Below are 21687 nucleotides of genomic sequence, written 5' to 3' on the forward strand. Positions count from 1 at the left end.
TCCGCCACCCTCGCGACGGCGAACCTCGGAGGCATCGTTTCATTTCGACGCCATGCCACGACCCAAGGGACAGGCCGTTCACGGCCACTACATCCGATCGAGCCGGGAAAACGCGGGCCTCACCCAGGACGCCCTCGCCACGCAATGCGGCCTGACCCGCGCCCTCATCCAGAAAGCGGAACGGGGCGGCCCCATCTCCGCTTCCAGCATCAGCGCCGTCGCCGCCGCCCTGTCGGTGGCGGAATCCGCCCTGGTGGTGGAAGAGGGCTGGCACGGGTTCGCGGAAGAGCGCCTGATGATGCCTTTCGAAGCGAAATCCGAACCGAAAGTCGGCAACATCTGGGGCCAGCCACGGGAGACCCTCTATAGCTTGCAACCCCGTGCCCTGCTGGTGATCGCCACCCGCTCGACCGCCCGGGTGCTGCCCGCCTTTTCTCCGAAGAATGCCGCCGGTGCCATCCATCTGCGAAATCTGATCGACGGCATCCGCGAGGCCCGGGACCAACTGGACGCCCTTCTCACCGGCTCACCGCGGACTTCCGCACGTCTCGCCGAGCGCGCCGACCAGGCCTACCTCGCCGCTGGATTCGCCCGCCCGGCCGAGTACGAGGACGATCCCCAGGCCGCCGACGCGGCCTTCGCCGTAGCCATCGCCATCGCGCGGGTGCTCGATTCCCTCGGGCTGGTGGCGGAACGACCGCTTTCCCGCGACGATCCCAACTACTGGCGCGCGGTCGAGCTGGCGACTTCCGCCTGCCATGGATGCTCGCACGCCAGCGTCTACCTCAAGACGCCCACGCCCTTTCTTCGCTGCGCCACCTTCGATACCCACGACGTCCGGAACCAGCCGAACGCCGTGGAGGTATTACGCAAGCCCGTCTGGGATGCCGGCCAGATCCCCGGGGTGCTCGAAATGTTCATGGCGCGCTTCATCCGGCTCGAGTTTTTCGATTCAGCCAGCCGCATCATCTGGCGGAACTGGGCCAAGAAATCCTTCCACGAACCCGCGCCACGCCGGGCCGGCAAATGATGACCTCATGAAAAAACGAAACGGGCAGGCCGCTCCGGACCCGCCCGTCGTTCAGAAAAGACCTGCCCGCGTGTCAGCGCGCGGCGGTAGCCGGTGCCTTGCTCGTGTTGCGCTCGATGGCGGCATCGGACTGCGACTTGAACCACTCGTCGAACGCCTCGGCCGGAATTACCTCCATCTGGCCCGCCATGTTGCCGTGGCCTTCACCACAGAGCTGGGCGCAGACGACCGAGGTCTCCAGGGTGCGGGTCGGCGTGAACCACATCGGAATCTCCCGCCCCGGGATGGCGTCCTGCTGGACCCGCATTGGAACGATCGAGTAGTTGTGGATCACGTCGTTCGAAGTGATGTTCAGGATCGCCGGCCGGTCCTTGGGCAGACGCAGCACGGAAGTCGTGAAGTCATCCTGGGCGTTCGGATCGGCGAGATCGATGCCGGGATCACTGGAGCTGGTCTTCAGGCGATGGTCGATGCGCCCGAAACGCCCGTCGGCGCCCGCGTAGTGATAGGTCCAGCCGAATTGCCAGCCGATCACGCGAACCCGGACCGGATCGCGCTTTTGAACCAACTCCCAGGAGTCGGTGCGGTCCTTCCACATCGGAAACGCGAAGCCAAGCAACAACACCGCTTCCAGAATGATGATCCCGATTTCAATGTGGGTCGAAAGGTGGTTCCGCACGCCGTGATACGACGCGCGCTGCTGCACCGAACGACGGTAGCGGACCAGGCTGAACAGGAAGAACAGGGTCCAGCCGATGAACAGGGCGATCATCAGCCAGTGCACGACATCGATCAAGTGGTCCACGCGGCCGCCATGAGCGGAGTAGGCGTCGGGAATGCCGAGGAATTTCGAGGGACTCAGGGAGTTCATGGAGAAAAATCAGGGGAAGCCGGATGGGCGGGCGGGCTGTCGGGAGTCTTAATGGTCGCGCAGTTCGGGATCGAGATTCTCTTCCTCGCGGCGGGCGATCCGGACCATGCACCAGATCACGCCACCGAGCACCGGCACGATGACCGCCAGCAGGAACAGGATCGACCAGCTCGCCGCATTGGCGTCGTCCTTGAAATTGACGGAGCAGGTGGCGCAGGAGAGAAGGGTATCAAGCATGGCTTCGGGTCAGAGCAAGAGGTTGCGGGCCTTGCGGTAAAAAAACACCCCGTAGACGGGCATTCCCACGGCACCAAGGGCACCCAGAACGCCGAGTCCGGTCACCATGCCGGATTTCTCCGCCGCGAAACCAAAGGCCCAGACGGCGAGGAACACGAAGAGCAGCGTGCTCAGCGTGACGAAGACGATGTGGAAGGTTCGAAGGGACATGGTGGGAAGATCGTTCGGATACCGCCGAAGGCAAGGATCAGGGCTCCGTCGGCGAAAGCACGGCCGCCGCCTGCCCGCCATCGGAGAATCTGTCGTAATGGATCGGGTCGGCCTTGGCCCAGAAGATCAGAAAGACCATGAAGAAGGCGAAGGCCAGACCGCTGGCAAAGAGCCAGTAGATCGCCTTCTTCTCGTGGTTGAGGTGCATGAAGATCGCCGCCACCAGCGAGGCCTTGGTGGTCGCAATGAGAAGGCCGAGGATCATGTCGACCGAATCAAATCCATGCCGTCCGAAGTCGAGGGCGGGCACGGTGGCCACGAGCACGGTCGCGATCGTGCCGGCGAAAAGCGCGGCACCGATGATGAGATACAGGCGGGTCGCCTTCTTGATATGTTCTACGCTGTCAGCCATGGGATGCGGAGATAGAGGAAATTACATGAGGTAGAAAATCGGGAACGCAAAGATCCAGACTAGATCCACGAAGTGCCAGAACAGGCCGCCGACTTCCACGCGGTTGGCGAGCCACTCCGGATTGGAAAGATACATCCGGCGCCCGAAGAAGAAGTAATACCCGAGCACGATCGCGCCACCCACCACGTGCAGGCCGTGCAGGCCGGTGATGGTGAAATAGATGGCGTAGTAGGTATTCCACCGTGGCGTGAACTTCGAAGCCAGCGCCACCTCGGCGCGGGGAATCTCAAGATGGGGAAAATGATGGCGGCTGTAATCGGGGCCCTTGAAGTGCTCGATCAGCGCGATGTCCTCGCGCGGCGGCGTCTTCGCCTTGGGGTCGATCTTGACGTCCTCCACGCCCTTGCCCTCGTCGATGAGGCGGGTGTAGTAGGCGAGCTCCTGCCAACCCATGCGGTAGCGGTCCTTCGGAGTCGGCTCGCGGCCTTCCTCATGGAGCACCTCCTCGAGCTGGCGGACCCCTTCCTTGTGCATCTCCCAGATCTCGGCGATCTCCGGGTTGTCCTTGACGATCCAGCTGTTCTCGATGGCGATCAGCGGATCGATGCCCTTCTTTTCCGCCATCTCGACGAGATATTGGAAATCAATGCCGTCGACATAGTGATAAACCATCGTCGAGTTCCCCTGCTCGCCCGCCAGCGCGGTGCCATCGCGCAGACTGATCGAGGTCAGGCCGTCGCGGTAATCGGTGATCACGTCGTGGTTGCCGAACCGCAGGGTGAGCGGCGCACCTCCCACCGTAAAGCTGGCGGACGGCACCTCGGGACGCTCGATGTCGGAGAATTTCTTGTAATCGATCACCACCGGCACCGACTCCCCATTGCCGAGCTTGACCGAGTCGATGGTCACGTCGGTGGCGAAGTTGGCGCGCATGCCGGCCTTCCAGCGGGTATAGGCCTTGGCGCGTTCCTCCGGTTCCAGCTCGGAGCCCGCGGGGAAGGAAGCCACGAACGCGGCCTCTCCCAGGAGATTGTTCTCCTTCACGTTCTCCCACTTGATGTCCCAGGCACGCCGCAGGTATTCGGTGCGCTTGCTCTGGTTGAAAGCATGGTTCTCGGTCTGCTTGGCGGCAAGGCGCTTCAGAAGATCGACGCTCAGGGTTTCCCCGGCGGCGAATACCTTGGAACTGTCGGCCGACTCGGCATCAGCGCGGTTGAAGTCGATCTTGTCAGCGAGCTGGATGGTCGAACCCGACTCGCCGGCCTCGGCCAGCATTTCCTCCACCCAGGGCTTGTGGAAGCGGAGGAGGTCGAAGGTGATCGTCTGCGGGACGAAACGGCGGACGTTCATCTCCACTTCGTTGCCGGAGGCATCGAGGACATGCTCGGCGTGCTCGCCGTGTTCCCCGCCGCCCTTCACTTCGTGGTCGATGTGACCTTCCACCATCGTGTAGTCCACCAGGCGGGCCGCCTGGTGGTGGAACTTGACGTAATATTCCAAGCTCTTGAAACCCATGAACACGAGGGCGCATAGGATCGTGATGCCCATGAAGATCTTGAACTGGATCCATTGGCGCATCTTCAACGCCGCCCACGCGAACACGACCGTGACGGACGAGGCGATCAGGATGAAGGTGTTCAGCAGGCCCGGAAGGACGGGAATCGTCCGCTCCGGCCAGGGATAATCCGCGCCGAGGCGGAGGAAGACGTAGCCGGAGAACAGGCCGCCGAAGAGCATGACCTCGGAGGCGAGGAAGAGCCAGATGGCGATCTTCGAGTTGAAGAGACCCGTGTCCTTGCGCGGGGTGACAACGTAGGGGATTTCCATGGGAAGAAGATCAAAGGTTCCGTTTCAAGGCAGCAGGCTTGAAACCGGTGACGCTCAGTGGGCGGGCGAATCGGCGGGTTGGACCTCGGGCTCGGGAGTGGTGCGCTTCGGCTCCACCCATTGCGGCAGGTAGTCGTCTTCGTGGTCGGGACGGCTGTATTCATACGGCCCCCGGTAAACGACCGGCTCTTTGTCGAAGTTGCCGTGGCCGGGAGGCGTCGGGGTCGCCCACTCCAGGGTGGTGGCGTTCCACGGATTGTCGCTGGTGACCTTCCTGCCGGCGAACTTGGACCACACGAGATTGATCAAGAACGGCAACTGGGCCAGTGCCATGCACCAAGCGGCATAGGACATCAGGATGTTCAGGTCGATGTGCTGGGCCACCGTCGTGCCGAACACGTTCGGGCTGTCCGGCACCTTGGCCAGATAGGCGTCGCCCCCATTGTACCACCGGCGGTGGAAACCGGACATGCCTTGGGTGAGCATCGGGAAGAAGATCAGGTTCATGCACACCAGACTCGGCCAGAAGTGCAGGTGGCTGAGGAAGGTGTTCATCTGGCGGCCGGTGATTTTCGGATACCAGTGGTAAACGCCGGCAAAGAGGCCGAACAGGATGCCGGGAGCCACCACATAGTGGAAGTGGCCGATGACGTAGTAGGTGTCGTGCAGGTGCAGGCCCACGAGGTTGAACGCCAGCGGCAGGCCGGTGAGCCCGCCGATGCCGAACATCGGCAGGAACGCGCAGGCCCAGATCATGGCCGGGGTGAAACGGATCGAGCCCTGCCACAACGAGATGATCAGCGAGGTGAGCAGGATCACGGACGGCACCGAAATCAGCACCGTGGTGGTCTGGAACCAGGTCGACACCGCCGGACCCATGCCGGTCATGTACATGTGGTGCGCCCACACGATGAAGGAGAGGAAACCGAGGACCAGCACCCCGTAGACCATGCCCTTGTATCCCCAGAGGGGCTTGCGGGTGTTGACGGGAATGATTTCCGCCACGCAGGCGATGGCCGGGAGCAGAAGCACGTAGACTTCCGGGTGTCCGAGGAACCAGAAAAGGTGCTGGTAGAGCAGCGGCGAGCCGCCCCCGGAGATCTCAAGCAGCCCCTCGGCCTTGGTCACGAGGCCCGATGGCAGGAAGAACGAAGAACCGGCGACCCGGTCCATCAATTGCATGATGCCCGCGGCTTCCAGCGGCGGGAAGGCCAGCAGCAGCAGGAACCCGGTGACCAGCATCGCCCACACGAAGAAGGGCATGCGCATCCAGGTCAGGCCACGGGCCCGCAGGTTGATGATGGTGGTGATGAAATTCACCGAGCCGAGCAGCGAGGAAGTGATCAGCAGCACCAGGCCGATGAGCCACTGCGTCTGGCCCGCCAGCCACTGGTTGACGATCTGCCCGTCGGCGATGCCCGCGAGCGGCGAGTAGTTGGTCCAGCCGGACTTGGCGGCACCGGACTCCATGAAAAACGAGGCGCACATGATCAGGCCACCGGTGAGGTAGATCCAGTAGCTCATCATGTTGAGCTTCGGAAATGCCATGTCGGGCGCGCCGATCTGCAGAGGAGTAACGTAGTTTCCGAAGGCCCCGAAGCCGAGCGGCACCACGCCGAGGAACACCATGATCGTCCCGTGCATCGCACCGAACATGTTGTAGGTCTCCCCGGTCACCTTGCCGTCCTGCAACCAGCGGGACTTCCAGGTGTCCGAAAAAATCCAGCTCATCCATTCCGGCAGCGGCTCATGCGGGAATGCGATGCTCCAGCGCATCACGATCATCAGGAAAAAGCCGAACATCAGGAACAGGCCGGCCGTGATCCCGTACTGCAGGCCGATCATCTTGTGGTCGGTCGAGAAAATGTATTTCCGGACGAAGCCGGGCTCATGGTGATCGTGATGATCGTGGAGATCGTGAGTTTCAGCGTGAGCGCTCATGGCAGGGATGGATAGTGGTGTGAACGCAAGAAGCGGTCAATGAACAGCAAAAAATGCGAAGTGTTGAAGACGAGTCCGGCTCAGAGGGTCATGGGGGCGAAAAAACCGGCGGCCAACGGCCGCCGGCGGTCCTATTCTTCGACGGGAGCGAGCGACACCGGATCGACCTTGGTGGCCGGATCGAGCGGTTCGCCGGGAAGATCCTGAAGGTGCTCGGAATTGAGTTCCTCCTTGGTCACGGGCGTGCCGGCATTGGCACGACCCTCGGAAATCTCGATCGCCTTGGCGGCCATTCCCTCGGTCACCACCTCGCCCTTCTCGTTGCCGAAGGAATTGCGGACGTAGGTCATCACGGAGGCCAAGTCGGTCGGGCTCATGCCGACACCCTGCGCCGGCATCACGCCGAACACCTTGCCGGTGCTGGTCGGACCGGTCAGGCCGTTGAGCACGATCTGCGAAAAGCGCTCGGTCGGGCCCATGGCCCATTCGGAACCGGCCAGGGATGGATACGCACCGCCACCCTTGCCGTCCGGGCCGTGGCAGCCGACGCATTTGGCGAAAACCTTCTCACCCTTGGCCATGTAGCCTTTCAGGGCATCCACCGGCGGCGGCCCGGCGTCCTCTCCTCCGCCCAGCGAGCTCCGGACATAGCCGGGCTCGACGTACGAATGATAGTCGAAAAGGCCGCCCGCATGGCCGAGCGCGAGCCCGGCGGCGATCGCGATCAGGCCGCCGGTGGCGAAAATCCAGTTGGAGACGGGTTCCTGGCCACCCTCGTCCACGCGCTTTTCGCGCGCCACCGCCGCGGCATCGCGCAGCAGGCGCTCATGGGACTCGGTGACGTTCAGCGAATCGTCGAGGTCGGGCTTGTGAGAATCTTGCATCGGATGCGGGAAAACCGGGTTCAGCCTTCGGGGTTGGTGGTCGCCGGAGCGTAGTTCATCGAGGCCGGCACGGCGTCATCGTGCTGGAGGGACATCAGGTAACTGGCGAGGGCCTTGGCCTTGGGACCGGGGACGATCTCATAGCCGGCCTTGACCTCGGCATCGACCGCGCGGTCGGACCGCTGACCCTTGATTTCCTTTTTCTCGAACAGGAACGGCAGGCCCGGGCAGTTGCTCCAGGCAGCCACGGCGGGATCAAGCCGGGGATTGTAGAGGCGGCGGTAAAGATAGCTTTCCGCGTCCGCCGGATGGTCCCTGAGCAGGCGGCGGCCGTAGTTCATCAGATCCGGACCGGAACGCGTCACGCCGATGGGTGCGAAGTCGAGGCCGAGGTAGTCGAAGGGATTCGACTCACGACGGGTGTCCCCACGGTCCGGGTCGGCGCTGAGTCCGGCGAAATCCGGACGGCCGAGGTCGTTGCCGGCGTAGGTCGGACGCGCGACCTGCGTGTGGCACAGGTAGCAGCCGTTCTCAGCATAGACCTCGTAGCCGTTGACCACCCGGCCGGCGGTCTTCGGGTGGTAGATGCCGGTCTGGGCGTCGATGCCCTCCTGGAAGGCGACCGGCGCGAGGTCGCGCATGGTGAAAAACGGCACGACCACCACGGCGAGCCAGGCGAGGCCGAAGCTGGCGGTGAGTCCGATGGCGAAATTGCGGAAGTTCATGTCGCGGGAAAATTCAGGCAGCGGATGGGCTCAGTGGACGATCGGTCCGGTGTTGTCGATGTCGCCCTCGGGCCCGTGCGGGCTGTCGGCGTGACCATGGACCAGCAGCGTCGGATGCGAGCTGCGGCGGCCGAGGCGGAGCCACATCAGGGTGAGGTGGATGAAGAAGAAGAAGTTCGAGATCAGCAGGAAGCACCAGGCAATGGTGGTGAAGACCGCATACGGCTGGCCGCGGCCGGCGGCATCTTCCCAGCCACCGTTGATGTTTTCCTGGCCCACCCCCTGCATCAGGCCGCCGAACAGGGCGATCACCGCAATGCCGCCCACGGCGTAGACCGAGAGGAAGAAGTGCGAGGTGATCAGGCGCCGGGAAAGCCACTCCCGACGGGTGACACGCGGGACGATGAAATAGATCGCGCCGAAGGCGATGAAGCTGAAGAAGCCGTAGACGCCCAGCACCTCGTAGCCGTAGCCGGAAATGGTGAACTGGGTCAGCTTGAGGACGCCCGGCAGGTTCAGAAACACGCTGGCCAGGGCGAACACCAGCAGGAAGATCAGCCCCCAGATGGAGAAACGCAGCGTCGGGCTCTGGTTGACGGTCTCCAGGTCGGACGTGGCCGTCTTGAGCAGATTGACGCCCGCCACCACCGCCGGAATGGCGAACAGGATGCCGGCGAACGCGCCGAGGTAGGGCAGGAAGTTCGGCACGGGCACCCCGGCCAGCTGCTGCATGCCGGCCCACGGAGCGACGATGGCCAGCGACCAGAAGCCGATCATCGACAGCGAGTAGTTGTAGACCGGACGCCCCAGGACCTTGGGCACCAGATAGTAGGCCATTCCGATTCCGACCGGGGCGAAGAGCATCAGGAGCATCGCCGAGCGGAACCAGGCCGCGACGCCGGTGGCACCCAGCGGGCTGCCGCTGAAGCCGTGCACCAGGATGTTCGACGAGGAAAAGAACCACGGGAACCAGATCAGCGCCGCCATCAGGAACCACTGCGAGATGTAGGTGTGGCCCTGCGGGCGGATCTTGAACTGCACCATCGAACCAATCACGATGGCGATGTAGGCCAGCAGCATCGGGAACCAGGTGAAGGACGGCATTTCCATCCAAGGCACCCCGGTTCCGTAACCGGCGAGCACGCCGATGACGCCCAGCGACAAGACGAAGTTCCAGACGTGACCGGCGGTCAGGATGACGCCGGGATTCCGGCACTCCTGGCGGGAAAGCCGGGCCATCAGCCAGATGACCATGCCGAAGGCCGCCTGGCAGCCCCAACCGTAGATGAAAGCGCTCTGGTGGGCGGCGAACACGCGCCCGTAGGTCAGCCAGGGACAGTGGTCGAGGAATCCGGGATTGTGAACCTTCGCGGAGGATACGATGCCGAGCAGGATCGCCACCGCCAGCCACGCCGCCCCGCTGGTGAAGAAAAACATCACCGGGTGGCGGAGCGATCGGTCGATCGACGCGCGCAGGATCGTGTCTTGGTCGTTTTCGGAAGTGGGCATGGCGGGAAAATCAGGGAGCGACAGGGATCAGGTCGGCGACCTTGAGGGCCGGCTTTCCGACTTCGGAACGGAGCATCTTGACCTGCTCGGGCGTGACCGGCGGGGCGGAGTTGCCGAAGGAGTTGCGAACGTAGGTGAGCACCGCGGCGACATCCTCGTCGCTGCTGGCGGCACCCATCGGGGCCATGGGAGCAGGCAGGGTGTATTCCTTGCCTGCCACCGTGATCGGGCCCTCAAGGCCGCGCATCTGGATCCGGATCAGGTTGGAAACCGGGCCCGCCACCCATTCGGAGCCGGCGAGCGGCGGCGCGATGACCGGGTTGCCCTCGCCATTCTGGCCGTGGCAGGCGGAACAGACGAGAAACGCCTGCTTGCCCTTCTCCATCACGGCGGGATCCGGAGCGGTGCCGGCCGGCGGGGTCAGATCGTCCACCGCGGCGGTGTCGGTGGCCGGCGCGGCGGCCAGCTTTTCCGCGGTCGGCGAGCCGGGGACCACCTGGGCGGGATCGGTCGAGGGCGTCGGCTTGGAAGCCACGAGCTGCTTGCCCACCAGGGAAAACACGGCCTCCGGGTTGGCCTTCACCGTCGACTTGTCCTCGGACAAGGTCCACGAGGTGAGGTTGGACTTCTGGTCTTCATCGACCTTCGCGCGGACCTCCAGCCGCTTCAGCCGGGCGGCTTCCTCGAGCGGGTTCGGTGCTTCGTTTTCCGTCACCAGACGGGTGATGAAAAGCACCACGAAGAACAGCAGGATGACGCCAAGCCCCCACCAGAAGGCGGAGAAGCGGGCCATGGGGTTGTCGCGGGAAGGTTCCATGTTTCGGAAGAGCTGGGAAGACAGGGAAATTGGATCAGTTCGAGACGTTGGCGGACTCGAGGATGCGGGGATCCTGGTTCGGGTAGAGGTTGTTCTGGCCGAGGGCGCGCAGGTAGAAGAACAGGAATCCGGAGCCGACGGTCACGAAGGCAAGGATGTCCCCCCAGAAGGCGCCGGGCACGGTGGTCGTGACGTGTCCGAACTGCTCGGGCAGCAGGTTCATCAGCGAAACCGAGCGCTCGGGAATCGTGATCAGGTAGTGGTCGAGCACGTGCATCGCGAGCGTGTAAACGGCCACCGCGGCAAGCGCGACCGGCTTCTTTTTCAACCACGCCTGAAGCAGCACCACGAAGGGCACCACGAAGTGCAGGAACACCAGCGCGATCATGCCCGTGTTCCAGCCCTCGGTGTTGCGGATGAGGAAATACTCCGTTTCCTCGGTAATGTTCGCATACCAGATGAGGAAGAACTGCGAGAATGAGATATACGCCCAGAAGATGGTGAAGGCGAGGAGCAGCTTGCCCTTGATGTGGTAATGCTCGGGCGTGACCACCCGCTTCATGTAGCCGGCCCGCTGGAGCAGCGCGCAGGTGATGATGATCACCGCCATCGAGTTCAGTGCCGCGCCGGCAAAGAGATAGACGCCCCACATGGTCGAGAACCAGGTGTAGGAGAGGCCCATCAGCCAGTCGAAGCCGGCGAAGGTGATGGTGATGGCGAAAATGATCAGCGTGTAGGTCGAGTGGAAGCGGGCGCGGAAAAGGCGGCTGGTGCCGGGATTCGGGTCGCTGTCCTGGGCGACGGAGAGCCTGCGCAGGCCGCGGATCACGAGGCTCAGGCCGATGAAGTAGAACGCGAAGCGCACATACCAGGCGAACAGGTTCATGTACCACAGCTTGTTGGCGAGCAGGCCGTGATGGTTTTCATTGAGCCAGGTCTTGAGCGAATCCGAACCGTAGAAACCGGCGAGGAAGCCGTCGAACGCACCGACGCCCTCGTGGGCCAGGCCCTCGCGGTGGATGTTCATCCACTCGTAAAGCCACTTCTGCACCTCCGGGCAGCCAAGCGGCAGGACAAAGATGAACAACCAGGGATAAACCGAACCGAGGTTTTCCATCACCCGGCGGACCGAGGTCCCCCACCCCGAGTTGGAGACGTTGTGAAGCAGCGTCCAGAACACCCCGCCGACGGCCAGCGTGAAGAAGAAGAACACCGCGAACAGCCAGGAGTAGGAATAGCAGGCGGACCAACCGTCGTTGGGTCCGAACAGCAGAAACAAGCTGACCAGAGTGAGCACCACCGAGGTCGCGCCGGAGATCATCTTGATCTTCGAGACGGTCGGGCTGCTCAGCCGCTCGCCCTGAACCGGGACGTCGGCGGAAGTGACATAGTGGGAAGCCATGGTCGGAGGTGGAAAAGATCTTACTGGGCCGGATTGGCGGAGGCTTGCGCCGCGTCGTAGGCGGCCTTGACGGCGGGATCGGACATCGGCGCCTTCTGGGCGGCCTGCAGCGCGCGGACATAGGCGATGATCGCCCACCGGTCGCGCAGCGAAACGTTGTGTTTGTAGGAGCCCATGTTGCCCTTGCCGTGGGTGATGGTCTCGAACATGCGACCGTCCGGGTAAGCGGCGGGACCGAAGTTCTCCAGCTGGAGGTTGGCCACCCCGGGAACTCCGAACTGGGCCGCCATGCCCTGACCGTTGCCGGAGGCCCCGTGGCAGGGCATGCAGTTGACGAGGAACATCTCGTGGCCGCGGCGCAGGAAGGCATCGACGTTCTCCTCCGTCAGGCCGAGTTCCTCCGGCATCCCGCTGGAATAGTGGTCATTGATGGCGCCCGTCTCGTAGTAGCTGGTGCCGCCGCCGAACTGGTATTCAGGAATGCCGCCGAGTTCCGCCTCGCCTTCCGGCAGGAAACCGCGGGGCTGCGTGCCATCAACCGGCATCCGCTCGCCGACGCCGTCGGCGAAAAAGTCGTCCGGCTTCTGGGCCTTGAGCTTGTCCTGGTTGTCCATGTCCGGGAACAGCCAGATCGGCGTCGAGGCGCGCTTTTCACCACGCACCGGCATCAGTCCGATGACGAGCGCGGCGACGATCGCGTAGGCGAGGAAGAAGTATTTCACGGTCGGAGGTAGCGGGTAGCGGATAGCAGGGAGCGAGGGATCAATCCTCCTCCTCGACGAGTTCGATGTTGGTGCCGCCGATGTCCTGCAGGAGGTTCTTGGTGCCCTCGGGGCTGAACTTCGGATCGCGGGCCTCGATGGCGATGAAGAAGGCGTCGTCCGTGGCGCGGTGGAACTGCTTGCTGGCGAACAGCGGGTGGTTCAGGCGCGGCAGCTTCATCAATGCGAGCAGGCCGAAAAGCACGGTGAAACCGGAGAACAGGATCGTCAGCTCGAACATCACCGGGAAGAAGGCCGGCACGGTGAAGATGTTCACCGGCTTGGCCTGCACCACGGTCGGATAGAGCAGCACCTGGGTTCCGTAGGCCAGGGAGAAGGCGGTCAGGGTACCGGTGGAACCACCGAAGAACACCAGCCAGGGCAGGATTGAGCGCTTCAATCCCATCGCTCCGTCGAGTCCGTGGATCGGATAGGGCGAGTGGCAGTCCCACTTGCGGAAACCGGCGTCGCGCACCTTTTCCGCGGCCTTGTAGAGGGCGGAGGCGCTCTTGAACTCGGCCAGGTAGCCGTAGACGCGTTTACGAGTCGTGCTCACAGGTAATGATGGGCGTTGGTGGTTCCAGCGAAGGGGTTCAGATCGACGGCGACTTGTCGCGCAGCTCGTATTGGTAGGCGGCCTGGTCGGTCACGCCGGCGTCCGGGTGGTCTGCAAGATCATCGAAGTGCGGATCGGACTGCGGCAGGGTCCACTTCACTTCCGCGATGTTGATGCAGGGCAGGAAACGAAGGAACAGGAGGAACAGGGTCAGGAACATCCCGATCGTGCCGACGAACAGCAGCTGGTCCTGGCCGCTCGGTGAGAAATATTTCCAGTCACCCGGCAGCCACATGCGGGCGAGGGTGGTCACGATGATGACGAAGCGCTCGAACCACATGCCGATGTTCACGCACATGGAAACGGCCATCACGACCCACAGGTTCTCGCGCATGCTCTTGAACCAGAAGATCTGCGGCGAGATGACGTTGCAGAACATCATGCAGAAGTAAGCCCAGGCGTAGGGACCGGTGATCCGGTATTTGAAGGCCTCCATTTCAAACTTCGCGCCCGAGTAGAAGGCGACGAACAGCTCCATCAGGTAGGCGTAGCCGACGATCGTGCCGGTCAGCAGGATGATCTTCGACATGTTGTCGATGTGCTTCATGGTGATCAGGTCCTGCAGCCCGTAGATGAAACGGGCGGGAACCATGATGGTGAGCACCATCGCGAAGCCACCGAAGATCGCGCCCGCGACGAAGTAAGGAGGAAAGATCGTGGTGTGCCAGCCGGGCACCGTCGAGGTCGCGAAGTCGAAGGACACGACCGAGTGCACGGAGAGGACCAGCGGGGTCGAGAGCGCGGCCAGGAGGAGATAGGCCATTTCATAGTGGCTCCACTGGCGGTTGCCACCGCGCCAGCCCAGCGAGAACAGGCCGTAGAGCAACTTGCGCAGGCCGGGCTTGCAGCGGTCGCGGATGGTCGCGAGGTCCGGCACCATGCCGAGATACCAGAAGATCAGCGAGATGGTGAAGTAGGTCGAGACGGCGAACACGTCCCACAGCAGCGGCGACTTGAAGTTCTGCCAGATGCCGTTGGCGTTGGGAATCGGGGCCAGGAACCACACCATCCACACGCGGCCGACGTGGAAGGCCGGGAAAATCCCCGCACAGCACACGGCGAAAATCGTCATCGCCTCCGCGGCGCGGTTGATCGAGGTCCGCCAGTTCTGGCGGGTGAGGAAAAGGATGGCCGAAATCAGCGTCCCGGCGTGGCCGATGCCGATCCAGAACACGAAGTTCACGATCGGCCAGCCCCACATCACGCGATTGGTGTTTCCCCACACCCCGACGCCGGTCGAGACCAGGTGGAACAGGCCGCCGCCGACTCCGATGGCGGCGATGATCGCGCTCGGAATGAAGAGCAGCCACCACAGCAGGGGCTGGCGGTTTTCGAGCACGCCACAGATCCGCTCGGTGATCCAGTGGTAGGAGCGGTCGTTGAGGATCAGCTTCTCGCGGCGCAGCACGGGAAGCTTTGGACCTTGGCGTGGGGAGGTGTCAGTGGCGGTGGCCATGTTTCTCGCGGGTGACAGGGATCGGATCGCCGGCAGCGATCAGTGCATGTGAATGGTGGCTTTGCCGATGTGCTCGGCTCCGGGCATCGACGGATTCGGGTTTTTCACCCGGGCGAGGTAGCTGGTGCGCGGGCGGGTGCCGATGTACTGGAGCAGGTCGTAGTTCCGGCCGACTCCCTTGGCGCGCATCATGCGGGATTTGTCCTCGTCGAGCTTGTTGCCGAACGAAATCGCATCGGCCGGGCAGGCCTCCTGGCAGGCGACCTTCACGGAATCCACCGGGATGCGCAGCTTCTCGCTATTCATGGTGACGTCGAGCGACTTGCCGGTGGCGAGGTAATCCTGCTTCTGGCCGCGCTTCTGGCGGATGGTGGCATCCTTGAGGCGCTGCACGCAGTAGGTGCACTTCTCCATCACCCCGCGCATCCGGACGGACACGTTCGGGTTGCGCTGGAGGTGGGCGGCGGTGCCGACCTGCTTCTCGCCGAGGGGACCCCAGTAGAGGTTGTGGGCGATCAGCGGGTTGCGCTTGTTGTAGTCGAAGAAGTTGAAGCGGCGTGCCTTGTAGGGGCAGTTGTTGGCGCAGTAGCGGGTGCCGATGCAGCGGTTGTAGGCCATCGCGTTGAGGCCGTCCTCGGTGTGGACGGTGGCGTTCACCGGGCAGACGGTTTCGCAGGGGGCGGACTCGCACTGCATGCAGGCCACCGGCTGGGGCAGCATCTCCATCTGGTCGCCGGTCTCATCCCCCTCCTGCTGGGCGAAGTAGCGGTCCATGCGGATCCAGTGCATCTCGCGGCCTTTGGCGAGCTGCTCCTTGCCGACGATCGGAATGTTGTTCTCCGCCTGGCAGGCCACGAGGCAGGCGTTGCAACCCGAGCAGGTGCTGAGGTCGATCGCCATCGCCCACTGGTGGATGGTGTTGCTGATCAAATCCTCGCCCTTGCGGTTTTCCGGCTTGTAGAGCGAGACGTTCGGCGGGGCGTGGGAGTCCACGCCCTGCTTCTTCACGCCGTCGAGCTGGGCCATGAAGTCGCCCTTGTGCTCGTCGGTGGCGGTGGACACCTCGCGGGCCAGCGCACGGCCATACATCGCGTGGTGCTCCTGGGTGGCGGCCAGGCTGTAAAGCTTGCCGGTCTTGCTCGGCGGGCCGTCAAGAACCGCGAAATACGGGTTGGCCGAAGTGCGGAGCGGAAAGACGTCGAAGCCGGTGTTGGCCCCGACGAGTCCGACATTCGCCACCTTCGAGGTGTCGCGCTTCAGCTCGTCATCCTCATCGAAACCCTGGCCGTAGCCGACCGGGATGTAGAGCACACCGTCCGCCTGGCCGAAACCGATCTGGACGGGGATTTCCATTTCCACCCCGCCGACCGCGATCTTGACCAGCTTGCCGGTGCGTTTCTCGCCTTCGTTGTCCGGTCCCTTGGCCGCATGGATGCCTTCCACGCCGTAGGCCTTGGTCTTCGGCTCCAAGGCGACCAATTCGTCATAGATCCCGTAGTCCTTGGCGGTCTTCGGGGAAATGAGGGCCGCGTTGTCCCACGACAGCTTCGAAAGCGGGTCGGGCATTTCCTGCAGCCAGCCGTTGTCGATCCAGCGGCCGTCATAGACCGAGTAGTCGGTGGCGAAGATCACCTCCAGCTCCCCGCCCTCCGGCGCGGCCTCGATGGCGGCCGTCAGCGCGCCAGCGTCCGCAGCCACGTTGGCGGTGGCGTATTTCGAGTCGGCGAGGTAGCCATCACGCAGCAGCTTTTTCCAAGCCGCCTCGGTATTGCCGGCGAGACCCTCGAAGGTTTTGCGCACGGCGCTCATGGCCGGGCTCGGTCCGCCTTCCTCGCCTTCGCCGGTGATCAGGCGGCCTTCGCCATCCAGCAGCGCGGAAAGGACTTCCAGTTCGCTCGCGCAGTCATCGTAGAGCGGAAGGATCATCGGCTGGACGATCGTGTAAACGCCGTTGCAGGTGCGGGCGTCACCCCAGCTTTCGAGGAAATGGCTGGCCGGCACGTGCCAGGTCGCCGCGTGGGCGGTGGCGTCGGTGCGGAGGCCGAAATGAATGCTCGTCGTGGCTTTCACCAGCGCGTCCCCGAAGCCGAGGTCGGCCGGGGCGTCGTGGGAAGGATTGGACGGCGTGAAGAACAGCACATGCTCGACCGCGCCGGAATTCAGATCGGACACGAGCTGGGCAAGGTCGCCGAGACCGGTGGCCTCCGTCGAAACGGCGCGCAGCGCGCCGTCGTCGCCGATCGCTCCCAGGCGGGCATTGATGGCGGCGGCGATGCGGTGGACGGCTTCCGGGGCGCGGCTGCCGACGACCACGATCGAGCGACCGCGGTTTTGCTGGAGGTCGGCGACCATTTCCGCCACCCAGGCGGCCATATCCGGCGAAGCGGCGCGGGCGCCGCCGACCGAGCCGCCATCACCCAGCGCGCGCAGGATTTCCGCCGCGGCGGTGACCAGCTCGCTGGGCTTCACGCGCAGGCGGTGGTCGGCCATGCCGCCGGTGATGGTGAACGCGCTCTCCACCGAGTAGAGGCGGTTCATCTTCGAGGCGTCCGGCGTTTGGTCATACGCCTTGCCCTCGGGCTTGCGGCGGTCGTGGAAAGGGGTCAGCGGGCCGACCGGATCCAGGCCGGCGAAATCGCAATCGAGCGAGACGATGCGGTCGGCCTTGGTGAAGTCGGCCACGAAGCGGACCCCGTCGCCGAAGAGGTTGGTTTCGCCCTCGAGCGCCTCGTAGGCATAGGCCTTGACGTCGGCGAACTTGGCTTGGAGGTCCTTGAGCAGGCGGGCGCGGGTCGGCGAGTCGTCGCGACCGAAAACGAGCCCGATCTTCGAGGCCGGGTCCTTGGCGAGGCCGGCGAGCACGGCTTCAAACTCCGATCGCTTGGCCGGCTTGGCGTGGTGCAGCACCTCGCGCGAGCGGGTCGGCGAGTAGAGGTCGAGCACGGCGGCCTGGGCGAAGGTGTCGGTGCCGGCGTGGTCCGGGTGGAGCGAGTTCGGACCGAGCTTGGTCGGGCGGCCTTCGAAGGTGGTCACCACCAGCGGCGTGGCGCCGTGGGCACGCGGGAAACTGGAGGCGTAGTAGGTGGCCTTGCCCGGGATGACCCATTCCGGCGCGTTGGCGTAGGGCAGGATGTAGCTTTCCGGACGGCGGCAGGCGGCCATGCCGAAACCGGCGAGGGCGGTCGAGGCCCCCATTAGCTTCAGAAAGGAGCGGCGGGTGGTTTCCATTTCCCCCTCACGGGTCAGCTCGGCGGTTCCCGCGGGAAACTCGCGCTCAAGCCACTCGCGGTACTCGGTCGTGTTTTCGAGCTGCCCGACACCGCGCCAGGAGACGGTCGTTTCGTCGGCGGGGACGTCGGGGTGTTGCCAGATGCGCTTGCTCATGGGTCGACGGAAAATTTTTCGGAACGAAAGGGGTCAGTGGTGGCAGGTGGCGCAGGAAGTCGGCGGATTGACCTGCCATTGCTCCTTGAGCTTCTTGCCGAGGTCCTCGGTGGTCTTCACGCCCTCGATGTCGTGTGTGGCGATGTACTTCTCGGGGTCGTAGGAAAGGTTGTAGACCTCCTCGAGCGGACGGAGGTTCTTTTCCGGATGGCGGTGGCAATCAAGGCACCAGCCCATCGAAAGCGGTTGGTCCTGGTAGACGACCTCCATCTGGTCGACCCGGCCGTGGCAGCTCTTGCAGGAAATGCCGCGGTTCACGTGGGCCAGGTGGCTGAAGTAGACGTAGTCGGGCGCCTTGTGGATGCGCACCCACTCGACCGGCTTGCCGAAGTCCGGATGCTTGAGAAGTGGGTCCATCCGGTTGCGCAGCGGCTGGAGCTTCGGGCTCTGCGTCTGCACGTGGCGGTGGCAGTTCCAGCAGGTGTTGGAGGTGGGGACGTTCGAGTGGTTGGAAACGTCGACGAACGAGTGGCAGTAGCGGCAGTCCAGGCCGACCTGCTCGACGTGGATGCGGTGGGAGAACGGGATCGGCTGCGAGGGCTGGTATCCGACGACCTGCGTCTTGGGCGTGGCGTAGTAACTGAAGGCGGCCACGACACCGGCTCCGAGGGACAGCACACAAATCGCGATCTTGAACGGGAGAACGTTGGTCCAGCGCGGAAAGAAATTGGCCATGACGGTGGTGAAATCGTTTCTCGTCGAGAAAATCAGGGAGCTTGTGAAATTTTTCACAAGCGATGCGTGGTTGCGGGGGCAGGAGCCGCCGGCGGGCGGCGAGTTTGCAAACCGACTTACGGCTGGCAACCGGAAAAACGGCTGCTCCGCGGAAAAAACCGGTCAGACCTGTGGACGGTCAAACTACTGAGACAGGGTCTCATTTGGACCAATTCAAACCCTTCTCGCTGCGCCATTTCCGGAAGCCATCGAACTGCTCCTTCTTGGAAAGGAGTTTCCGCTGGGGATCCTCGTCCAAATATTCCTCAAACAGGCCGGCCTGCTCGGTGCCGGCGGCCGCCGGCGTCGCCGCGTCCGTCTTGGATTCGCTGCGCCGGGATCCCAGCTGTCGCTGGAGCCGTTTCAAGCGGGAGCCGAGGGCAAGGCGCTGCAGGATGCCGACGATCTGCAGGAAAACGATCAGGCCGAGAAGGATCCAGAGGGCGCTGGGGAAATCGGAGACTTTGAAGGGCAGCGGAAGGTTGGGCATGGCGGTGCGGCGAGTTTGCGGGGAGAAAAGGAGGGATCCAGCGGATTTTGGAAAAGGACCGCCGATTATGAAATCGGCATCGCCTGTTCTGTAAAACGGCGTGATTGAGGTAGACAGCTCCCCAACTTCCTATCGAAAGGCATTCATCCCCCGCCGACCAGGCGTGCCCTGCTGGAGCGCCGATGATGAAATCAACATCGCCTGTTCTGCCGGGCGGCGTGATCGAGGTAGAAAGCTCCGCAGCTTCCTATCGACAGGCATTCACCCCCGCAACCCAGGCGTACCGTGCTGGACCGCCGATAATAAAATCGGCGCTCCATCGCTCTTCACCACTCGAGTCCCACCCCCTCTTCGGGAATCAAGACCTTGTCGCTGATCCCCAGCCGGTCCGCCTCCTGCAAGAGCCGGTCGACCGCCTCGCCCGGCGCTTCGTTTCCGAGCGGGAAGGTATCGTGGTGCATGGGAATCAAGACCTTGGCCCCCATTTCGGCGAAGGCGCGGACGGCCTCTTCCGGGTTCATGTGGACGTCCCGACCACTGGGAGCCTCGTAGGCGCCGATGGGCATCAGCGCGACGTCGATCGCCGGGTGGCGCTTGCCGATTTCCGAAAACCCATCGAACCAGGCGCTGTCGCCGCAGTGGAAGACGCTCTTGCCGTTCACCTCGATCAGGTAGCCGCCGTAGTCGCGATGGGTATCGTGCAGGTAACGCGCGCCCCAGTGGTGGCTGGGCGTGTGGACCACCGACATCGCGCCGAACTCGAGGCGGTCCCAGATTTTCACCTCGTGAACCGCGGGAAAACCAAGCCGCCGCACGAGATTGCCGCTGCCCCGCGGGACCACGATGCCGTCGCGCGACTGCAGCACCTTGAGGCTGGGTTTGTGGAGGTGATCGAAGTGCGCGTGGGTCACGAGCACCAGATCGAGTTCCGGGATTTCCTGCAGCGGCAGGCCGGGCCGACGGCGGCGGCGGACGATGCCGTGCCAGTTGGCCCAGTTCGGGTCGACCATCAGCGAGTGGCCCTCGAACTGGATGAAGAACGCGGCGTGACCGATCCAGGTCACGCGCACCGTGCCATTGTCGGGCGGGTGGAGGATCGGTGCCTGCGTCGAGCCATCGGGCCGGCGGAACATTCCCGGCACGATGCGGTGGCGGAAGAACTTGTAGTTGCGCTGCTGCCAGCCCTTCTTGGGCATCAGGCCCGAATAGTGGGCCGCGGGTTTGACTGGGTGTTCGTCCGCCATCGTTCCAGAGCCTTACGCGTAGGCCTCCGCGATCTTGTCCGCCCAGTCCTGCGCCCGCTGCGCGAAACTCCGCGCATCCCCGGCGTAGGAAATCCCCCGCGAGACATTGATGACGTCCGGGGCCATTCGTTTCGCCGCGGCCAGCGAGGCCAGGTCGCCGCCCTGCGCACCAAGACCCGGCACCAACAGCGGGGCTTCCGGGATTTTCGCCAAAACATCGGCCGCTTGGGTGAGACCGACCACGTAGCCGACGTCGGTCGCCCTGCCCTCGGACCTCGATCGCTCGCCGAGCGCCGCGACCAGCTCGAACACCGAACGGCCGTCCGCCAGCTCCTGGCGCTGAAAATCGGCCGAGCCCGGATTCGAAGTCACCGCCAGCAGGTAGACGCCCTTGCCCTCCCAGCCGAGGAAGGGCTCGATCGAGTCGTAGCCAAGGAAAGGATTGAGCGTCACCGCGTCCACGCCCCAGTGGTCGAAATACCCTTGGGCATAGTATTGCTGAGTCTCGCCGATGTCGCTGCGCTTGGCGTCGAGAATCACCGGGACCTCTTTCGGCATGGCCGTCATCAGCTCGCCGAGCATCTCGATTCCCCGCAGTCCCATCGCCTCAAAGTAGGCGATGTTCGGCTTGAACGCCGCCGCTTTCTCCCAGGTTTCATCGACCAGGCGCCGCAAAAAATCCGGCACCGCCTCGATTCCTCCGTCGCCCGGTCGTGGGTCGATCCCCACGCACAACCTTGATCCCGTAGCCTCGATCCTGCCCTGCAACCGCTCCGTGTAACGCATCCCGCGCAGCATGGCCCGGCTTCGCCGAAACGTCCAATGCGAAGGCAAGGGGGCGGCGGGCATCGACCGCCGGGCAAGGACCTTGCCGCGCTCTCCCTCAGCATGGCACTTCGAGCTCCCAGGACCTCGAAGCATCTTCCCTCCCGAGCCACGCCCCACCTCCCCGTCCGGCGGTCGATGCCCGCCGCCCCGTTTCCCCGCCCCCGCAAACTCCGCCGCGGCCGCCGCTCGGACACGACCCAAAAAGGCCAGCACCGCCAGCCGCGCTCCTGAGGCTCGGGGCGGCGGGCATTGACCGCCGGGCAGGGACC

General features: G+C 63.8%; 20 protein-coding genes. 1 reads left to right on the plus strand and 19 read right to left on the minus strand.

Features of this window, described 5'->3' with window-relative positions:
• Positions 1-52: 52 nt before the first annotated feature.
• Positions 53-1030, plus strand: coding sequence for a helix-turn-helix domain-containing protein (locus tag ABXH26_RS11095; protein WP_353567136.1), 978 nt, complete (start codon positions 53-55; stop codon positions 1028-1030).
• A gap of 73 nt (positions 1031-1103) precedes the next feature.
• Here ABXH26_RS11095 and ABXH26_RS11100 read toward each other — a convergent pair whose 3' ends face one another.
• From ABXH26_RS11100 to pyrF, 19 genes are all read right to left on the minus strand, one after another.
• Entirely contained in the window at positions 1104-1901 is a 798-nt protein-coding gene (locus tag ABXH26_RS11100; RefSeq protein WP_353567137.1) for a cytochrome c oxidase subunit II, read from the minus strand.
• 48 nt (positions 1902-1949) lie between these two features.
• Positions 1950-2138, minus strand: a complete 189-nt coding sequence (locus tag ABXH26_RS11105) for a hypothetical protein (RefSeq protein ID WP_353567138.1) — start codon at positions 2136-2138, stop codon at positions 1950-1952.
• Positions 2139-2147: 9 nt separating this feature from the next.
• Positions 2148-2348, minus strand: a complete 201-nt coding sequence (locus tag ABXH26_RS11110) for a hypothetical protein (RefSeq protein WP_353567139.1) — start codon at positions 2346-2348, stop codon at positions 2148-2150.
• A 37-nt stretch (positions 2349-2385) separates the two neighbouring features.
• Positions 2386-2760: a cytochrome C oxidase subunit IV family protein gene (locus ABXH26_RS11115; RefSeq protein WP_353567140.1), complete on the minus strand. Its 375-nt coding sequence runs from the start codon at positions 2758-2760 to the stop codon at positions 2386-2388.
• A gap of 21 nt (positions 2761-2781) precedes the next feature.
• Positions 2782-4587, minus strand: a complete 1806-nt coding sequence (locus ABXH26_RS11120) for a cytochrome c oxidase subunit 3 (protein WP_353567141.1) — start codon at positions 4585-4587, stop codon at positions 2782-2784.
• Between the two features lie 54 nt (positions 4588-4641).
• Positions 4642-6528 carry a cytochrome c oxidase subunit I gene (locus ABXH26_RS11125; RefSeq protein WP_353567142.1) on the minus strand — a complete coding sequence of 629 codons (1887 nt, stop codon included), beginning with the start codon at positions 6526-6528 and terminating at the stop codon, positions 4642-4644.
• A gap of 131 nt (positions 6529-6659) precedes the next feature.
• On the minus strand, positions 6660-7412 hold the full coding sequence (locus tag ABXH26_RS11130; protein WP_353567143.1) for a c-type cytochrome: 753 nt from the start codon (positions 7410-7412) through the stop codon (positions 6660-6662).
• Positions 7413-7432: 20 nt separating this feature from the next.
• The gene (locus tag ABXH26_RS11135) at positions 7433-8137 is read right to left on the minus strand and encodes a cytochrome c family protein (protein WP_353567144.1); all 705 of its coding nucleotides are present in this window, start codon (positions 8135-8137) and stop codon (positions 7433-7435) included.
• Between the two features lie 30 nt (positions 8138-8167).
• Positions 8168-9646, minus strand: a complete 1479-nt coding sequence (locus tag ABXH26_RS11140; RefSeq protein WP_353567145.1) for a cbb3-type cytochrome c oxidase subunit I — start codon at positions 9644-9646, stop codon at positions 8168-8170.
• 10 nt (positions 9647-9656) lie between these two features.
• Positions 9657-10463, minus strand: a complete 807-nt coding sequence (locus ABXH26_RS11145) for a c-type cytochrome (protein ID WP_353567146.1) — start codon at positions 10461-10463, stop codon at positions 9657-9659.
• A gap of 34 nt (positions 10464-10497) precedes the next feature.
• Positions 10498-11865 carry a hypothetical protein gene (locus ABXH26_RS11150; protein WP_353567147.1) on the minus strand — a complete coding sequence of 456 codons (1368 nt, stop codon included), beginning with the start codon at positions 11863-11865 and terminating at the stop codon, positions 10498-10500.
• Positions 11866-11885: 20 nt separating this feature from the next.
• Positions 11886-12587: a c-type cytochrome gene (locus ABXH26_RS11155; protein WP_353567148.1), complete on the minus strand. Its 702-nt coding sequence runs from the start codon at positions 12585-12587 to the stop codon at positions 11886-11888.
• A 40-nt stretch (positions 12588-12627) separates the two neighbouring features.
• The gene (locus ABXH26_RS11160; protein WP_353567149.1) at positions 12628-13182 is read right to left on the minus strand and encodes a DUF3341 domain-containing protein; all 555 of its coding nucleotides are present in this window, start codon (positions 13180-13182) and stop codon (positions 12628-12630) included.
• Between the two features lie 37 nt (positions 13183-13219).
• The gene (nrfD, locus tag ABXH26_RS11165) at positions 13220-14698 is read right to left on the minus strand and encodes an NrfD/PsrC family molybdoenzyme membrane anchor subunit (protein ID WP_353567150.1); all 1479 of its coding nucleotides are present in this window, start codon (positions 14696-14698) and stop codon (positions 13220-13222) included.
• Positions 14699-14737: 39 nt separating this feature from the next.
• Positions 14738-18082 carry a TAT-variant-translocated molybdopterin oxidoreductase gene (locus ABXH26_RS11170; protein ID WP_353567151.1) on the minus strand — a complete coding sequence of 1115 codons (3345 nt, stop codon included), beginning with the start codon at positions 18080-18082 and terminating at the stop codon, positions 14738-14740.
• Positions 18083-18115: 33 nt separating this feature from the next.
• Positions 18116-18817: a cytochrome c3 family protein gene (locus ABXH26_RS11175; protein WP_353567152.1), complete on the minus strand. Its 702-nt coding sequence runs from the start codon at positions 18815-18817 to the stop codon at positions 18116-18118.
• Between the two features lie 199 nt (positions 18818-19016).
• Positions 19017-19346 carry a hypothetical protein gene (locus ABXH26_RS11180; RefSeq protein WP_353567153.1) on the minus strand — a complete coding sequence of 110 codons (330 nt, stop codon included), beginning with the start codon at positions 19344-19346 and terminating at the stop codon, positions 19017-19019.
• A 326-nt stretch (positions 19347-19672) separates the two neighbouring features.
• Positions 19673-20590, minus strand: a complete 918-nt coding sequence (locus ABXH26_RS11185) for an MBL fold metallo-hydrolase (protein ID WP_353567154.1) — start codon at positions 20588-20590, stop codon at positions 19673-19675.
• 12 nt (positions 20591-20602) lie between these two features.
• Positions 20603-21376 carry an orotidine-5'-phosphate decarboxylase gene (pyrF, locus tag ABXH26_RS11190; RefSeq protein ID WP_353567155.1) on the minus strand — a complete coding sequence of 258 codons (774 nt, stop codon included), beginning with the start codon at positions 21374-21376 and terminating at the stop codon, positions 20603-20605.
• Positions 21377-21687: the final 311 nt, after the last annotated feature.

It is taken from the genome of Haloferula sargassicola, assembly GCF_040362925.1.
Classification (GTDB): domain Bacteria; phylum Verrucomicrobiota; class Verrucomicrobiia; order Verrucomicrobiales; family Akkermansiaceae; genus Haloferula; species Haloferula sargassicola.

Bases quoted from the DNA above. Each gene is read 5' to 3' on its own strand.
- nrfD (WP_353567150.1), bottom strand. From the start codon at position 14,698: ATGGCCACCGCCACTGACACCTCCCCACGCCAAGGTCCAAAGCTTCCC.
- ABXH26_RS11170 (WP_353567151.1), bottom strand. From the start codon at position 18,082: ATGAGCAAGCGCATCTGGCAACACCCCGACGTCCCCGCCGACGAAACG.
- ABXH26_RS11185 (WP_353567154.1), bottom strand. From the start codon at position 20,590: ATGGCGGACGAACACCCAGTCAAACCCGCGGCCCACTATTCGGGCCTG.
- ABXH26_RS11135 (WP_353567144.1), bottom strand. From the start codon at position 8,137: ATGAACTTCCGCAATTTCGCCATCGGACTCACCGCCAGCTTCGGCCTC.
- ABXH26_RS11095 (WP_353567136.1), top strand. From the start codon at position 53: ATGCCACGACCCAAGGGACAGGCCGTTCACGGCCACTACATCCGATCG.
- ABXH26_RS11100 (WP_353567137.1), bottom strand. From the start codon at position 1,901: ATGAACTCCCTGAGTCCCTCGAAATTCCTCGGCATTCCCGACGCCTAC.
- ABXH26_RS11150 (WP_353567147.1), bottom strand. From the start codon at position 11,865: ATGGCTTCCCACTATGTCACTTCCGCCGACGTCCCGGTTCAGGGCGAG.
- ABXH26_RS11125 (WP_353567142.1), bottom strand. From the start codon at position 6,528: ATGAGCGCTCACGCTGAAACTCACGATCTCCACGATCATCACGATCAC.
- ABXH26_RS11140 (WP_353567145.1), bottom strand. From the start codon at position 9,646: ATGCCCACTTCCGAAAACGACCAAGACACGATCCTGCGCGCGTCGATC.
- ABXH26_RS11130 (WP_353567143.1), bottom strand. From the start codon at position 7,412: ATGCAAGATTCTCACAAGCCCGACCTCGACGATTCGCTGAACGTCACC.
- ABXH26_RS11110 (WP_353567139.1), bottom strand. From the start codon at position 2,348: ATGTCCCTTCGAACCTTCCACATCGTCTTCGTCACGCTGAGCACGCTG.
- ABXH26_RS11175 (WP_353567152.1), bottom strand. From the start codon at position 18,817: ATGGCCAATTTCTTTCCGCGCTGGACCAACGTTCTCCCGTTCAAGATC.
- pyrF (WP_353567155.1), bottom strand. From the start codon at position 21,376: ATGCGTTACACGGAGCGGTTGCAGGGCAGGATCGAGGCTACGGGATCA.
- ABXH26_RS11120 (WP_353567141.1), bottom strand. From the start codon at position 4,587: ATGGAAATCCCCTACGTTGTCACCCCGCGCAAGGACACGGGTCTCTTC.
- ABXH26_RS11180 (WP_353567153.1), bottom strand. From the start codon at position 19,346: ATGCCCAACCTTCCGCTGCCCTTCAAAGTCTCCGATTTCCCCAGCGCC.
- ABXH26_RS11145 (WP_353567146.1), bottom strand. From the start codon at position 10,463: ATGGAACCTTCCCGCGACAACCCCATGGCCCGCTTCTCCGCCTTCTGG.
- ABXH26_RS11105 (WP_353567138.1), bottom strand. From the start codon at position 2,138: ATGCTTGATACCCTTCTCTCCTGCGCCACCTGCTCCGTCAATTTCAAG.
- ABXH26_RS11115 (WP_353567140.1), bottom strand. From the start codon at position 2,760: ATGGCTGACAGCGTAGAACATATCAAGAAGGCGACCCGCCTGTATCTC.